The 15,524-nt window shown below is 65.6% G+C and carries 14 protein-coding genes; 11 read left to right on the top strand and 3 right to left on the bottom strand.

Features of this window, described 5'->3' with window-relative positions:
• The first annotated feature begins 5 nt into the window (after positions 1–5).
• The 7 genes from P6U30_RS23770 (at position 6) to P6U30_RS23740 (ending at position 7,150) form a co-directional block, all read left to right on the top strand.
• Positions 6–1,325, top strand: coding sequence for an ABC transporter substrate-binding protein (locus tag P6U30_RS23770; protein ID WP_407165321.1), 1,320 nt, complete (start codon positions 6–8; stop codon positions 1,323–1,325).
• A gap of 1 nt (position 1,326) precedes the next feature.
• The gene (locus P6U30_RS23765; RefSeq protein ID WP_407165320.1) at positions 1,327–2,058 is read left to right on the top strand and encodes an ABC transporter ATP-binding protein; all 732 of its coding nucleotides are present in this window, start codon (positions 1,327–1,329) and stop codon (positions 2,056–2,058) included.
• Positions 2,045–2,743 (top strand): ABC transporter ATP-binding protein, encoded by a 699-nt coding sequence (locus P6U30_RS23760; protein WP_407165319.1) that lies wholly within the window; start codon positions 2,045–2,047, stop codon positions 2,741–2,743. Before P6U30_RS23765 ends, P6U30_RS23760 begins: the two co-directional genes overlap by 14 nt.
• 126 nt (positions 2,744–2,869) lie before the next feature.
• Positions 2,870–3,736: a branched-chain amino acid ABC transporter permease gene (locus P6U30_RS23755; protein ID WP_407165318.1), complete on the top strand. Its 867-nt coding sequence runs from the start codon at positions 2,870–2,872 to the stop codon at positions 3,734–3,736.
• Between the two features lie 5 nt (positions 3,737–3,741).
• On the top strand, positions 3,742–4,761 hold the full coding sequence (locus P6U30_RS23750) for a branched-chain amino acid ABC transporter permease (protein ID WP_407165317.1): 1,020 nt from the start codon (positions 3,742–3,744) through the stop codon (positions 4,759–4,761).
• A gap of 68 nt (positions 4,762–4,829) precedes the next feature.
• The gene (locus P6U30_RS23745; protein WP_407165316.1) at positions 4,830–6,845 is read left to right on the top strand and encodes a tyramine oxidase; all 2,016 of its coding nucleotides are present in this window, start codon (positions 4,830–4,832) and stop codon (positions 6,843–6,845) included.
• Positions 6,842–7,150 carry a hypothetical protein gene (locus P6U30_RS23740; protein WP_407165315.1) on the top strand — a complete coding sequence of 103 codons (309 nt, stop codon included), beginning with the start codon at positions 6,842–6,844 and terminating at the stop codon, positions 7,148–7,150. The genes P6U30_RS23745 and P6U30_RS23740 overlap by 4 nt, the downstream gene beginning before the upstream one ends.
• A 191-nt stretch (positions 7,151–7,341) precedes the next feature.
• Here the strand turns inward: P6U30_RS23740 and P6U30_RS23735 are convergent, their stop codons facing one another.
• From P6U30_RS23735 to P6U30_RS23725, 3 genes are read right to left on the bottom strand one after another with little or no spacing between them, the layout of a single operon-like run.
• Positions 7,342–8,694, bottom strand: a complete 1,353-nt coding sequence (locus P6U30_RS23735; protein ID WP_407165314.1) for an aminotransferase class III-fold pyridoxal phosphate-dependent enzyme — start codon at positions 8,692–8,694, stop codon at positions 7,342–7,344.
• Between the two features lie 18 nt (positions 8,695–8,712).
• The gene (locus P6U30_RS23730; RefSeq protein WP_407170525.1) at positions 8,713–9,366 is read right to left on the bottom strand and encodes an HAD-IA family hydrolase; all 654 of its coding nucleotides are present in this window, start codon (positions 9,364–9,366) and stop codon (positions 8,713–8,715) included.
• A gap of 8 nt (positions 9,367–9,374) precedes the next feature.
• A complete protein-coding gene (locus P6U30_RS23725) occupies positions 9,375–10,637 on the bottom strand; it encodes a Tm-1-like ATP-binding domain-containing protein (protein ID WP_407165313.1) in 1,263 nt (420 codons plus the stop codon).
• 222 nt (positions 10,638–10,859) lie between these two features.
• Here P6U30_RS23725 and P6U30_RS23720 point away from each other — a divergent pair, with 222 nt between their 5' ends.
• From P6U30_RS23720 to P6U30_RS23705, 4 genes are read left to right on the top strand one after another with little or no spacing between them, the layout of a single operon-like run.
• Positions 10,860–12,344: an aldehyde dehydrogenase gene (locus P6U30_RS23720; RefSeq protein WP_407165312.1), complete on the top strand. Its 1,485-nt coding sequence runs from the start codon at positions 10,860–10,862 to the stop codon at positions 12,342–12,344.
• On the top strand, positions 12,341–13,729 hold the full coding sequence (locus P6U30_RS23715) for a transaminase (protein ID WP_407165311.1): 1,389 nt from the start codon (positions 12,341–12,343) through the stop codon (positions 13,727–13,729). Before P6U30_RS23720 ends, P6U30_RS23715 begins: the two co-directional genes overlap by 4 nt.
• Positions 13,729–14,526 carry an SDR family oxidoreductase gene (locus tag P6U30_RS23710; RefSeq protein WP_407165310.1) on the top strand — a complete coding sequence of 266 codons (798 nt, stop codon included), beginning with the start codon at positions 13,729–13,731 and terminating at the stop codon, positions 14,524–14,526. Before P6U30_RS23715 ends, P6U30_RS23710 begins: the two co-directional genes overlap by 1 nt.
• On the top strand, positions 14,527–15,297 hold the full coding sequence (locus P6U30_RS23705; protein WP_407165309.1) for an SDR family NAD(P)-dependent oxidoreductase: 771 nt from the start codon (positions 14,527–14,529) through the stop codon (positions 15,295–15,297). It begins immediately after the preceding gene.
• Positions 15,298–15,524: the final 227 nt, after the last annotated feature.

Raw genomic sequence — 15,524 nt, 5'->3', positions numbered from 1 at the left:
GGGACATGACTGAGGATTCAAAAGCCAAATCACCATCCATAGGGCGGCTCAATCGGCGCACCCTGCTGAAGGCGGCCGGTGCGACCGGCCTTGCGTCGGCGATGAACGTGCCGCTGGCCAACATTGCGCGTGCCGCCAGCAACACCATCAAGATCGGCTGGGTCGGCTGCCTCTCCGGTGTCCGCGCGCCGTTCGCAGAGCCCGACACCTGGATCCACGAGCGCATCAAGGCCCGCCTCAAGGACGGCCTGAAGATCGGCGGCAAGACCTATCAGGTCGAGTTCGTCTTCAAGGACAATCAATCCGATCCGAACCGCTCGTCGGTCGTGGCGAGCGAGCTGGTGCTGCGCGAGAAATGCGACCTGATCCTGATCGAGGACGGCGACGCGCAGGCGCCGGTGCAGGAGCTCTCCGACGCGCGCGGCATTCCTTCGATCTCGACCATGGTGCCGTGGCAGGGCTGGATGTTCCCGCGCAAAGGCACGCCGGACAAGGGCTTCCCCTACAGCTTCCATTTCTTCTGGGGCGCCGACGACGTCGTGAAGAATTTCCTCGGCATGTGGCAGTCGGTCGACACCAACAAAAAGGTCGGCACGCTCTACATCGACAATCCGGCGGGGCAGGCGTTCTCCGATCCCAAGGTCGGTCTGCCCGGCGGCATCACCAAGGCCGGCTACCAAGAGTTCTCGGCCGGCAAGTTCCAGATCGCCACCGATGACTTCACCAACCAGGTCTCTGCGTTCAAGAACAACGGCGTCGATATCGTCTCCGGCTTCACCTATGGCAATCACTGGGTGACGCTGTGGAACCAGGCGGCGCAGGCCGGCTTCCGGCCGCAGATCTGCACCGTGGCGGCGGCGTTCCTGTTTCCGAGCGCGGTGAATGCGCTCGGCGATCGTGGCGATGGGATGTCGACCGAGGTGTGGTGGACGCCGGCGTATCCATTCAAGTCGTCGCTGACCGGGCAGAGCGCCGGGGAACTCGCCGCGGAATGGGAGAAGACCACCGGCAAGCAATGGACCCAGCCGATCGGCTACGCTCATGCGTTGTGGGAGGTCGCGCTTGCAGCTTTGCAAAACAGCGATCCCAAGGACAGGAACTCGCTGCGCAACGCGATCGCGGGTCTCGACATGGAGACGGTCGTCGGACAGGTGAAGTTCAAGGACAGTCCGATCAAGAGCGTTGCCGTGACCTCGCTGTCGGGCGGGCAGTGGCGCAAGACCAAGGGCGGCAAGTCGAAATACGAGCTGCTGATCGTGCACAACGGAACGGCGCCGTTCATTCCGAAGCAGGCCGACCTCGCATTGCTCTCCAAGCTGGCCTGAGATGGCACCGCTTCTGCGCGTCAGCGGCCTGTCCAAGCGCTTCGGCGAAATCGTCGTCGCCGACGACGTCAGCTTCGAGCTGGCGCGTGGAGAGTGCCTCGGCGTGATCGGCCCCAACGGTGCCGGCAAGAGCTCGCTGTTGAACTTGATCGTCGGCCTGCTCACGGCCGACGCCGGCTCGATCATGCTTGACGGTGAGGAGATCACCGGATTGCAGCCGCACCGCCGCGCGCGCATGGGTCTCGGGCGCGCCTTCCAGATTCCGCAACCGTTTCCGCATCTGTCGGTCTATGAGAATGCGCTGGTGGCGGCATCCTACGGTGCGGGCCTGCGCGGCGAGACGGCGTGCGCCTGGACCATGGAGGTATTGCAACGTACCGGGCTTGAGGCCAAGGCGGACAAGCTCGCGGGCGCCTTGCCGCTGATCGACCGCAAGCGGCTGGAGTTCGCCAAGGCGCTGGCCTCGAGGCCCGCGCTGATCCTGCTCGACGAAATCGCCGCAGGGTTGACCGAGCCCGAGGTCGAGCGCCTCGTTGCGATCATCAAGACGGTCAAGGCCGATCATGCGATCATCTGGATCGAGCATATTCCGCACGCGCTGCGCGCGGTGTCGGATCGGATCCTGGTGCTCGATTTCGGCCGCAAGGTGCTGGAAGGACCGCCGGCGGAAGTCATGGACAGCGCCGTGGTGCGCGAAATCTACATGGGGCTGAAGGCCGATGGCGTTGCTTGACGTGAGTAGCCTGCAGATCTTCTACGGCGATCTCCAGGCGGTGTTCGACATGAACTTCACCGTTGCGGATGGCGAGGCGGTGGCGCTGGTCGGCGCCAACGGCGCGGGCAAGTCGACCTTCCTGAAGGCGCTGGTCGGGCTGAACGAGGAGCGGTCGGGCGCGATCCATTTCGACGGCGCCGATATCTCGCGCATGCCGGCGGAACAGGTGTCGCGGCTCGGCCTCATCATGGTGCCGGAGGGACGGCTGCTGTTCGATTCGTTGACCGTCGAGGAAAACCTGCTGATGGGCACGGTGAACCGGCGGTCTGGGAGCTGGACGCTGCGCCGGGTGTTCGATCTGTTTCCGATTCTGGAGGAGCGGCAGCGGATGTATCCCGGGCAGCTCTCCGGGGGCCAACAGCAGATGGCAGCGATCGGCCGCGCCCTGATGTCGAATCCGCGGTTGTTGCTGTGCGACGAGATCTCGCTCGGGCTCGCGCCCGTTGTGGTGGAGCAGATCTATCGCTCGTTTGCGGATATCCGCGGAGAGGGCACCGCCGTCGTGCTGGTCGAGCAGGACGTCAAGCGTGCGCTCGCGACGTCGGAGCGGATTTACTGCCTCCTGAAGGGACGGGTCTCGCTGACCGGGCCGGCACAGGGACTACAGCCCGAGCAACTGACACATGCGTATTTTGGCAATTGAGCATGATGAGGTCGGATCGAGCCAGTGCCACATGGGAGGCGCGCCACCTCTCCCCGTCGGGGAGAGGTGATCAGTGGGCGCGCGGACTTTCATAGCGCCGACCATTCACAAACTAAGCGGTGAGACATGATCTGGGTTGAGACGTTGATCAACGGGGCCTTGCTCGGCGGGCTTTACGGCCTGCTCGGCATCGGGCTGGCGCTGGTGTTCGGCGTGATGCGCGTGGTCAACATCGCGCATGGCGAATTCATGGTGCTGAGCGCGTTCTGTGCGGTATTGCTCGCTAACCTGTTTCCGTCGGTGCCGCCGCTGTTGATGCTGATCCCGGTGATTGGCCTGTCGTTTGCGGTCGGATGGATCTACCAGGCCGTCATCGTCAACCGGGTCGTGACGTCACCCGATCCGCTCTCGCCACTGCTGCTGACCTTCGGCGTGTCGGTGATCCTGCGCAACGTGATGGTCGAGGTGTTCGGTGCCGATGTGCGCAGCCTTCAGGTCGGCGAACTCTCGCGCGCGAGCCTCGAGATCGGTGGTTTGAACATCGGCATCATGCCGCTGCTGACGCTGGTGCTGGCCGCGCTGTTGTTCATGGCGCTACAATTGATCCTGCGCCACACCGAGTTCGGGCGGATCGTGCGCGCCACCGCCGACCGGCGTGACATCGTCCGGCTGTCCGGGGTCAAGCCCGATCGGGTCTACAACTACGTGATGGGCCTGTCGCTGGCGCTCGGCGCCATCGGCGGCGTGCTGCTGGCGGTGCGCTCGAGCTTCACGCCGTTCTCCGGCGCAGAGCGGCTCCTGATCGCCTTCGAGGTCGTCGTGCTCGGCGGGCTCGGCTCGTTCTGGGGCGCACTGCTCGGCGGCATCGCGCTCGGCATGGCCCAACTGATCGGGCTGAAGATCGATCCGAACGCCGGGCTGCTCTACGCCCACCTGCTGTTCTTCATCATGCTGCTGATCCGGCCGTCCGGCCTCGTGGCGAGCAAGGTGTGACGCCGATGCCAATGCGGACAATCCTTGCAGCCTGTGCCGTCGTCCTGGTCGCGGTGATCGCTGGCGCGCCGTTCGTGGTCAACGAGGGCTTCCTGCGGCTCGCGACCGAGTGCCTGCTGTTGCTGACGATGGCGCAGATGTGGAACCTGCTCGCCGGCTATGCCGGGCTGGTGTCGCTCGGTCATCAGGTCTTCATCGCCTTTGGCGCCTATGCGCTGTTCCTGACCTCAGGCTGGCTCGAGGTCAATCCGGTCTGGGTGCTGCCGGTGGCTCCGCTCGTGGCCGCCGCCGTTGCCGCCGTCATCGCCTTTCCGCTGTTCCGGCTGCGCGACGCCTATTTCTCGATCGCGATATGGGTGTTTGCCGAGATCATTGGCGCGTTCACAATGAAGTCGCAAGCCGTTGGTGGGACGTCGGGTGTGCCGCTCGCCACCAGCAGGCTGATCGATTTCGACTGGTTCGAGCCGATCATGTTCTGGCTGGCCGGCGGGCTGACGCTGGTCACTATCGCGGCGCTGTACCGCCTGATGACCTCGAGCTTCGGGCTCGGCTTGATGAGCGTGCGCGACAATGATCTGGCCGCGATGAGCGTCGGCGTCGACGTCCAGCACAACCGCTTCGTTGCCTTCGTGCTGTCGGCGGCGGGATGTGGCCTCGCCGGTGCGCTCAGCTTCATGGGCAATCTCTTCATCGCGCCGCTGGCGGCGTTCGACGTCAACTGGTCCGTCTACATGATGTTCATCGTCATCATCGGCGGGATCGGGACGCTGGAAGGTCCGATCATCGGCGTCATCATCTTCTTCGGCCTGCGCGAAGTGATGACCGGGCCGCTCGGGCTGACCGGCGGCTGGTATCTCGTCGGGCTCGGCGTTATCGCGGTTATCGTCATGATGGTGGCGCCACGCGGGATTTGGCCGGTGCTGCGCGACCGCATTGGTCTACGCCTCCTGGACGTGCAGCGCGCCGCACCGCGACCGGCCGCAACCGCGGTGTTACCAGGTGTGTCGGAACAGACGGCGGGATGAGCGCGGGGCTTCATGCTGGCGCCTTTGCCTGTATGCTGGCGACACCAGATTCAAATGGGGAAAGTTGAATGGCTGTGATGTCCCGTCGTGGCGCTTGGGCATGGATCGGGGTGATCGTTGCGGCGCTGGCCGCGCCGCTGCAATCGCAGGCCGAGAGCAGGATGTGGCCGGCGGTCACGGCAACACATCCGATGGACGGGCTCACCGCGGACGAGATCCAGTCCGTGTCCAACGTGCTTCGTGGCGCTGGCAAGTTCAACGACGCGATGCGGGTCGTCTCGATGGCGCTGGAGGAGGATCCCAAGGACGAGGTGCGGGCGTGGCGGCCTGGACAGCCGTTCACGCGGCGCGCCGTGGCGACGCTGCTCGGTGAAGGGCACCTGTATGAGGCGCGGGTCGATCTCGCCGCGCGCAGCCTGACCGGCTGGGACGAGATTAAGGACAAGCAGGCGGCGCTCACGATCGACGAGCTGATCTCCGCCGGCGACCTGCCGAAGCAGGATCCGCGGTGGGTCGCGGCGATGGCCAAGCGCGGCATCACCGACTTCAGCAACGTGCTGTGCCTGCCGCTGACGGTCGGCCCGGTAACCGATCCCGCACTGCGCGGACATCGCCTGCTCAACGTTCCCTGTCTCGACCGGTCGGGGGCGGGCAACAATCTGTGGGGCAAGCCGATCGAGAACGTAATCGCCCAGGTCGATCTCACGACCAAATCGGTACTGTCCGTGACTGATCTCGGCGTCGTGCCGGCGCCTTCCTCGACGCCGTCGCACGCCTATGCTGACTCCGGGAGATATCGCAAAGCGCCGAAACCGGTCGAGATCGCGACGCTGGAGGGCAGCAACGTGATGGTGGAGGGCGGCCAGGTCCGCTGGGACAATTGGTCGTTCCATGTTCGTCTCGACCCGCGCGCCGGCGCGGTGCTGTCGCTGATCCGCTACGACGACCGCGGCTCATGGCGCGAGATCGCCTACCAGATCTCGGCGAGCGAGATGTTCGTGCCCTACATGGATCCGGACCAGACCTGGTCGTTCCGCGCCTATATGGATATCGGCGAATATGGCTTCGGGGTGCTCGCCAGCGAACTACGTCCCGGCGAGGATTGCCCTGCGAGCGCGCACTTCCTCGACCTGATGATCTCGGATACCAAGGGCATGCCGGTCGTCTCCAAGGGCGCAGTCTGCATCTTCGAGCGCCCCACCGGTGATCCGATCTGGCGTCACAGCGAGCTGCTCAACGACACCGCCGAGGTGCGGCCGAACAACGAGCTCGTGGTGCGGATGGCGCCGGTCGTCGGCAACTACGATTATCTGGTCGACTATGTGTTCGATCGTGCCGGCAATATCGACGTGCGGCTCGGCGCCTACGGCATCGACGCCACCAAGGGCGTCGCGAGCCGCACCTTGAGCGACCCGACGGGCGCGCAGGATACGGCGTACGGCACGCTGATCGACGAGCGACTGCTTGCGGTCAACCACGATCACTACATGACGTTCCGGATCGACATGGATGTCGACGGCACCGGCAACCGGCTGGTCGAGGACCGCTTCAGCGTTCGCAAGCTGGAGCAGGGCGCGCGCAAGAGCCTCTGGCAGGTCGATACCAAGCCGGTTGCGACTGAAGGGCCGATCACGCTACCGCTCAACGCAGCCCAGTTCAGGGTCGAGAGCACGGGCAAGACCAATAAACAAGGCTATCACACCAGCTATCAGTTGATGCCCGGCCATTCCGATGTCTCGTTGCTCGCCAAGGACGAGCCGATCCAGTTGCGCGCCGGCTTCAGCAGCTACACGCTGTGGGCGTCGGCTTACGCCAAGGACGAGAGATACGCGGCCGGTCTCTATCCGAACGAAAATGCTGAGGTGGACGGCCTGCCGAAATGGACTGCCGCCAAGCGATCGATCGAGGATCGCGATCTCGTGCTGTGGTACACCGTCGGCTTCCGCCACGTGCCGCGCGCCGAGGACTGGCCGGTCATGCCTGGGCTGTGGCACGGTTTCCGGCTGCGCCCGTTCAACTTCTTCGATCGCAATCCGGCGCTCGACGTGCCGCCCGCGGCCGTCGACGTCAAGGCCGCAAAATGAGCGGCCGCCTGCATCGTCTCTCTGCGATCGCTTGCGTCCTACTGCCGTTCGTCGCGGCGCAAGCGGCGCGTGGCGCGACGATCTCGCCTGAGCCGATGAGCGTGGACACGTCCTTACTCTATCTGAGCGGCAGCGACTGGGAGAAGCAGCCGGCGCCGCGCAGGATCGCGCTCGCAGCGGACTTCATGCGGATTTTCTGCACTGACCAGACTATGTCGCCGGCCTCGCTGGCCGATTGCCTCGACCGCGACAAGACCGATGGCGCGCTGTTCGAGCGGGCCATCGCCTGCGTGAGCGCGAGATGAATTCTGCGTGTGGTCCCATCCCCGTCATTGCGAGCCAACGGGTCGCGCGAACGCGCACCCGATGACAGGCTCCGCGAAGCAACCCACGGCCGACGCATACGCGGAAATGGATTGCTTCTGCCTTCGCCAAGGGCTTCGGCGGACAAGTCGTCGCTTCGCTGCTCGCAATGACGATGAAGCTTCATAACGGATCAGGCGGCTGCCGAGAGCCCGGCGTCGATCCCTTCGGCGATCCTGCTCACATCGGCGGCGGTGAGGATCAGGGGCGGCGACAGGATGATGGTGTTGCCGGAGACGCGCAGCATCACGCCGGCCTCGTAGGCGGCATCGGCGACCCTGGCCATCGTCTTCTTGTCAGCGGCCTTCTTGCTATCGCGATCGGCGACCAATTCGAGCGCGGCCATCAGGCCCTTGCCCCTGACGTCACCGACGAGCGGATGTTTGGCCTTGAGCCTTGCGAGCGCGGCCGCGAGCTCCACGCCCCTGGCGGCGGCATTCTCATCGAGCTTCAGGCGCCGTGTCTCGGCAAGCGCCGCAAGGCCGGCGGCGCAACCGACCGGATGGCCCGAATAGGTGTAGCCGTGCCCGATCGAGCCGAATGAACTTGTGTCGGCTTCGAAGACCTCCGCGACGGCTTCACCGATCAGCGTCGCGCCGAGCGGGAAATAGCCGGACGTGATCGCCTTGGCCATCGTCATCATGTCGGGCTTCACGCCCCACAGCCGCGAGCCCGACCATGCGCCGGTGCGGCCGAAGCCGGTGACGACCTCGTCCGCGATCATCAGGATGCCGTGGCGGTCACAGATCGCGCGCGCCAACTTCATGAAGTTCTCAGGCGGCACGATCACGCCGCCGGCGCCGAGCACCGGCTCCATGATGAAGGCGGCGATGGTGTCGGCGCCCTGGAATGCGATCTCGTCCTCCATCGCCGCCGCGCAGAGTTGCGCGAGCTTTGCTGGATCGGTCTCGTTGAAGGGATTGCGGTAGGTCGAGGGCGCGGGGATGTGAAACACGCCCGGCAGCAGCGGCTCGTAGTTGCGGCGGAAGTTGGCGTTGCCGTTGACCGAGGCACCGCCGAAATGCGTGCCGTGATAGCCCTTCTTCAGCGCCAGGAACTTGGTCCGGTCGGCCTGGCCCCTGATCTTCCAGTATTGCCGCGCGAGCCGCAGCGCGGTCTCGACCGAGTCGGATCCACCCGAGGTGAAGAAGGCGCGCACCATGCCTTCCGGCTTGAACCATTCGGTGAGCTCGTAGGCGAGCTCGATCGACGGGCCGGTCGAGGTGCCGCGGAAACCCGAATAGTAGGGCAGCGCGTTGAGCTGATCAGCGATCGCCTGCTTGATGGGATCGCAGCTATAGCCGAGATTGACGTTCCAGAGGCCGCCGACCGCATCCAGCACGGTCTTGCCGTCGATGTCGGTGACGTGCACGCCCTCGGCCTGCATCACGATCCGCGGCGGCTGCGCCCGCATCTCGGCCGGATGGGCCATCGGGTGCCAGATCGGCTTGGCGTTGTTCTCGACCAAAAAGTTTCTGTCGCGCATGGTGGTTTCCCGTCCGGCTCAGTCGAATTGCAGTTCGAAATGGCGCAGCGCTTCACGGTACGACGCAGCAGGGTTCTTCACGTCGAACAGCACCGTGCGCATGCGGCACGCCTCCGCGCCCGCGATGTTGCGGCGCTGGTCGTCGACGAACACGCAATCATCCGCGTTAAGCGACAGCGCGTCCAGCGCGCTCTGATAGGCGCGCGGATCGGGCTTCAGGATTCCGGTATGCGTCGCGTCCACGATCGCATCGAAGCGCGCCAATATCGGAAGGCGGGCGCGGAAATCCGCGCCATAGAACAAGTCGAGCTCGTTCGAGAGGATGGCGAGCCTGAAGCCGGCGTCGGCCACGATCCGGGTCGCGTGCTCGGCTTCGGGGCGGATCACGGTTTCGGGGTCAGCGCCGCGCGCGCGCCTTACGAAGGTCTCCATGTCAGGCCAGTCCTCGCCCAGCATGCGACCGATCTCGCGGCTGCGCGTCAGCCAGTAGTCGCGCTCAGAGATCTCGCCGCGCTGCATCGCGGCCCAGAGCGGATCGCTGTCGAGGGCGAACGGACCGCGCCAGGTCAGCGTGCCCTTGGCGAGACCAAGCGTGCGCTCCGTCAGGTCGTGGGTCTCGAACAGCGTTTTGGAGATAACTCCGCCGAAATCCAGCACCAAGGCTTTGGCGATCGGCCTGCTCACGCGGCAACCGTCGTGCGGCCGGCCGGCACGATGCCGGCCTCGACCCAGCGGTCGAAGATGCCGAGCACCGTCTCGTTGAAGATGGCGCTGTTGATATGGTCCTCGATCTCGTGCAGCTCGATTGGCGCCGCGATGGCCGCGCGCATCGCATCGACAAAGGCGGAGAGGGCCTCGGGATCATGCAGCGGTTCGCCGGCGCGGTCCCATTGCTGGATGCCGCCTGTGGGCAGCACGAAGGCGACCGGCGCCTTGGCGCGAGCCAGCTTCTCGGCGATCGCGCGTGCGATCCGGCGGCGGTCGGCGGACTTCGATGTCGCCGATGCGAGCAGACGGTTGTGCGCATGGAAGGGACGGTCGGCAAGATCCTTTGGGACCGGCAGCCACGCTGGAAAATCCACCATGTCGACGGCGCCGGGAGCGACGATCTGCGGAATGCCCGCGCGGCCGGCATTCTCCAGCCGGTCCGCGCCCGAATTCACCATCGATCCTGTGAACTGGTTGGCGACCTCCTGAAGGCTGAGGTCCAGCACCGCGGCGAAGCCGCCCTGTGCGGCGATCGATTCCATCGCGCGGCCGCCCATGCCGGTGGTGTGGAAGATCACGACCTCGTAGCCGCGCTTCTCGAGCTGCGGTTTGAGCTCGACCATGTAGCGCAGGCAGCTCTTGCCGAGCGAGGTGATCGCGACCACCGGCCGCTTGTTCTGCGGCTTGATCGCGCTCTTCGCGGCGCCGACGATCGCGCCGCAAGCCTGCGACAGCACCGCGGTGCAGGTGCCGTTGAGGCCGTAGAGGCCGCCCGCCCACAGGATCATCATCAGATCGGCCGCGACGCGTTCCGGCGGGATCAGATGCGAGAACGCGACCGTCGAGACGATCAGTTTCGGCAGGCCGAGCGGCAGCGCCTGTGCGACGTCGAGCGCGAGGTCGGTCCCCATCGTGCCGCCGATCGCGATCACCGCATCGATGGCGTCGCGCTCGGCGAGATCGCGCGCCAGATTAGCGGCGCCGACTGCCATCAGCGACATTGCCGAATTCTCATCGCCGCTGGATGCGATTTTGGCGACCGTGGTTTGAGCGGCGGCGGCCACCGCGTGCTTGTCATGCGCGGGCCGGTAGGGTGGATCGCCGAGCACGCTGATATCCATCATGATCGTGGTGCCGCCGGCCCGGGCGATGCAATCGCTCATGAACAGCAGTTCGTCGGCCTTGGTGTCTCCGGTTCCGATCAGGAGGATGCGGGGCTGCGTGATCTCTGGCATGACCTTGTCAGTGCTCGGCGGCAGGCGTGAGGGATAGAGGAGCGACGTGTTTGCACCGAGCGGGCAGGGCGTTCGGCTATCGTCAGATCACGCTATGGGGACGATGGATGCGATGACATCCACCTATCGGTTGATTGCTGCCAAAGGCTTGAATTGGCGAGGATTGCGCCACTTCAGCGCTCCGCCGTGCGAGCGCGCGTTTGCCGATAGCTACAGTATCAGATGCAGCAAGCCCAGATCGATCGATTGAGGTCGGCCGCAATTCCGACCCAACAACTCTTCGTTGGTGGCCGGTCAGTGCCGGCCGCGCGCGATGTGCGGCTCGATGTCGTCTCGCCGATTGACGGCCGGGTGCTGACCACGATCGCCGACGGCGATGCGTCCGATATCGACCTCGCGGTGAGCCGCGCGCGGCAGGCATTCGAGCAGGGCGGCTGGTCGCGCGCGGCACCGGCGCAGCGCAAGAAGGTGCTGCTGCGGTTCGCCGAGCTGATCGAGCAGCACGCGCTCGAGATCGCGGTGCTCGGCGTACGCGACAACGGCACCGAGATCGCCATGGCCTACAAAGCCGAGCCGCTGTCGGCCGCCGGGACCATCCGCTACTACGCCGAGGCGATCGACAAGGTCTATGGCGAGATCGCGCCGACTTCAGGCGATGTCCTCGGCCTCGTCCATCGCGAGCCGCTCGGCGTCGTCGGCGTGATCGTGCCGTGGAATTTCCCGCTGATGATCGGCGCCTGGAAGATCGGTCCGGCGCTTGCCGCCGGCAATTCGGTCGTGGTGAAGCCGCCGGAGCTGGCGTCGCTGACGCTGCTGCGGCTCGCCGAGCTGGCGAGTGAAGCGGGATTGCCGGACGGGGTGCTCAATGTCGTCACCGGCCGCGGCGCATCGGCCGGCGAGGCGCTCGCGCTGCACATGGATGTCGATGTGCTGGCCTTCACCGGCTCCGGCGCGGTCGGCCGTCGCCTGTTGGAATGCTCGGCCCGTTCGAACCTGAAGCGCGTTCATCTCGAACTCGGCGGCAAGTCGCCAAACATCGTGTTCGCCGATGTACCTGACATCAAGCAGGCGGCGAAGGTGTCGGCGAACGGCATCTTCCGCAATTCCGGCCAGGTCTGCGTCGCCGGCTCGCGGCTGCTGGTACAGCCTTCGATCTATGACCGCTTCATGGACGAACTGCTGCAGGCGACGGCAAAGCTCCGGGTCGGGGATCCGCTGGAGCTGACGTCCGACATCGGCGCGATCTCGAGCCAGACGCAGTTGCGCAAGAATCTCGACGCGGTCGCGCGGGCCGAGGAGCAGGGCGCGACGCGCCTGGCCGGTGGCGAGCAGATTCGCATTGAGAGCGGCGGCAACTTCATGGCGCCCACGGTTCTCGCCGACGTCACGCCCGCGATGGAGCTGTGGCGCGAGGAGGTGTTCGGCCCTGTGCTTGCCGTCACGCGGTTCGACATTGAGGAGGAGGCGATCGCGCTCGCCAACGCGACGCCCTACGGGCTCGCGTCGGCCGTGTGGACCGGCCGGCTGTCGACCGCGCATCGCATGGTGCGCGCCATCAGGGCCGGCGTCGTGCATGTCAACACCTATGGCGGCGCCGATATCACCGTGCCGCTCGGCGGCTTTAGGCAGTCCGGCTTCGGGCGGGACAAGTCGCTGCATGCGTTCGATGCTTACACCGACCTCAAGACCGCATGGATCGCGCTATGACCGTCGCAGCCGACGAGCGCAACGCCATCGTGAACCGGCTGTTGGATGCCGAGCAAGAGCGCTTTCGCGCGCTGCATCCGCGCTCGGCGGCGGCCTGGCAGGACGGCAAGCAGCATTTTCTCTACGGTGGCCCGTCGCACTGGATGCGGCGCTGGGCCGGCGGCTTCCCGGTTTATGTCGCGGACGCCGACGGCGCGCATATCAGGGATATCGACGGGCGCGATTACGTCGATTTCTGCCTCGGTGACACCGGCGGCATGTGCGGTCATGCGCCTGCGGCAGTGACGGAGGCTGCAACGCGCCAACTGAAACGTGGCGCCACGATGATGCTGCCGACCGAGGACAGTCTGTGGGTCGGCGCCGAGCTGTCGCGCCGCTTCGGTCCGAAGTATTGGACATTGACGACCTCGGCGACCGATGCCAACCGCGCCGCGATCCGCATCTCGCGCATGATCACCGGGCGCCGCAAGGTGCTGGTGTTCTCCGGCTGCTACCATGGCGGCGTTGAGGAGGCGCATGTTGAAATTCGAGACGGCCGCGTCGGCCTGCGCAACATGATCCATCCCAACGGCGTCGATCATGATGCCGTGAGCCGGGTCGTCGAGTTCAACGATATTGCCGGGCTGGAAGCAGCGCTCGCGCATGGCGATGTCGCCTGCGTGCTGACCGAGCCGCTGATGACGAATTTCGGCATGATTCCGGTCGATCCAGGCTTTCACCGGGCATTGCGCGATCTGACACGCCGCGCCGGCGCGGTGCTGATCATCGACGAGACGCATACGCTGTCCTGCGGACCGGGTGGCTACAGCCAGGCGAATGGGCTCGAGTCCGATATCCTGGTTGCCGGCAAGGCGATCGCCGGCGGCATTCCTGCTGGTATCTTCGGCCTGAGCCGTGAGATGGCCGAGCGGCTCTGGGCCATCGTTCCGCACGTCAATCCGCGCGAGCGGCAGTCAGCGCATCTCGGATTCGGTGGCACCCTTGCCGGTAATGCGCTGACGGTTGCGGCCATGCGCGCGGTGCTGGAGAAGGTGCTGACGCCGGCGAACTACCATCACATGATCACCACCGCAACGCAGCTTGCGAGCGAGGCCCGCGAACTGATCGAGGCCAACAAGCTGCCCTGGCATGTCACGCAGGTCGGCGCGCGCGCCGAGATCATGTTCATGCCGCGGCCGCCGCGCAGCGGCGCCGATGTCATCGCTGGGCGCCAGCCCGATCTCGAGACCCTGCTGCACGCGTTCTACATGAACGAAGGCATCCTGGTGACGCCGTTCCACACGATGTTCCTGATGTGCCCGACGACGTCAGCGGAGGACGCAGCGCGACACACCACGATCTTCGCGCAGTTCATCGATCTGCTGCGCGAGGCGGGAGTGGTCTGATGCAAGAGCCTCCGTTCAATCTTGCGGAACGGGTTGCCGTCGTGACCGGCGGCGGCAGGGGCATCGGCGCCGCCATCGTCACGCGGCTGGCGCAAGCCGGCGCCACCGTCGTGATCGCCAATCGGACGCAGGACGTCGCCGAGACGCTGGCACGCGAGCTCACCGCCGACGGCTTGGCGGTGCGATACCTGCCGTTCGAGAGGCTCGACCGGGCGAGCCTGCGCCTGATGATCGACGGCGTCGCCAGCCAGCACGGCCGGCTCGACATCGTCGTGCACAATGCCGGCGGCTGTCCGTGGTCGTCACTTGAAGAGCTCGACGAGACGACGCTGGAGGAGACGCTGGCGTTGAACCTCAATGCCAGCTTCTGGCTGGCGCAGGCCGCGATCCCGCATATGCGTGCTATCAGCTTCGGGCGGATTCTGGTGACATCCTCTGTCTCCGCGCGCGTCGCGATGGGCGGCGGTGCGCATTACTCGGCCGCGAAAGCCGGCGTCAACGCCTTCATTCGCGGCGCCGCCCTCGAGCTGGCGCGAGACGGCATCACCGTCAACGGTGTCGAGGCCGGCTTCATCGAGAAGCCAGGCCGTGGCACCATGAGCAAGCCTGAGAACAGGGCGCGGCTCGAGCGATTCATCCCGGTCGGGCACATGGGCAGCGCCGACGATATCGCCTGCGCGATGCTCTATCTGGCGTCGGCTGAGGCCAAGTATGTCACCGGGCAAACCATCGTCGTCGACGGCGGTTCAACGTTGCCGGAGACTGGATTTGCCGTTGAACGGCAATGGGGACTGTAGATGGCGCGGCTTGACGGGAAGACCGCACTGGTCACCGGCGCCGCAACCGGGATCGGTCGGGCGACGGCCCTGCTACTGGCGCGGAATGGCGCCGATGTCTTGCTGTTTGGTCTTGGCGACGCCGAGCTCGCGGCGGCTGCGGCCGAATCCGGCGGACAGGCGATCCCTGGCGATGTCACGCGAGTAACCGATATCGCGAAGGCCATCGATGCCTGCGGCGCGCGGCTCGACATCGTCGTCAATGCGGCGGGTCTGATCGTTCCCGATCAACCCGCAAACGTCTCCGACGAGGTCTGGGCCAAAACCCTCGACGTCAACCTCACCGGAACGATGCGCGTCTGTCGCGCGGCCTTGCCGCTGCTCAGGCAGCGCGGTGGCGCTATCGTGAACATCGCCTCCGTTGCCGCCTTCAACGCCAGTCCGGACAGCGCGAGCTACGCAGCCAGCAAGGCGGCCGTCGTCGCCTACACGCGGTCGCTGGCCTATGCGCATGGTGCCGACGGCGTCCGCGCCAACGCCGTGGCGCCCGGCTGGGTGCGCACGCCGATGAGTGACTATGAAATGCGATTGCTCGCCGAGCAGAACGGCACCACGCCCGAGGCGGAATGCCAGGCCGTGGAGCGGCGGATTGCACTGGGACGGATGGCGAACCCTGCGGAGATCGCCGCCTGCTGCCTGTTCCTCGTGTCCGACGAAGCATCCTTCGTGACGGGCGCCGTGCTGGTTGCCGACGGCGGCGGCCGGGCGCCGACGCAGAACCGCGCAGTGTAACGGCGCGCGCTCCAGATACGCGGCCGGCTTGGTCCTGGCCTTGGACTGTTGTCCGACATCACGCGCCACCCGTGGACGAAGCCGCCTTCCTGGCGTGCCGACCGCCTGGATCTGTATGCGCCCGCCCATTTGGCCTCCCGTCAGGTTGTTCGCCGCTCGCTGGTTCGATCTCCCATTGACAGGTTGGTCGATATGATAGAATTATAACATAGCAAGTTGCAATAATA

Origin of the sequence: Bradyrhizobium sp. ORS 111 (assembly GCF_045571485.1) — a bacterium.
Taxonomy (GTDB): Bacteria; Pseudomonadota; Alphaproteobacteria; order Rhizobiales; family Xanthobacteraceae; genus Bradyrhizobium.
The sequence above is the reverse complement of the archived record's forward strand: the minus strand, read 5'-3'. Positions and strand labels throughout refer to the sequence as shown.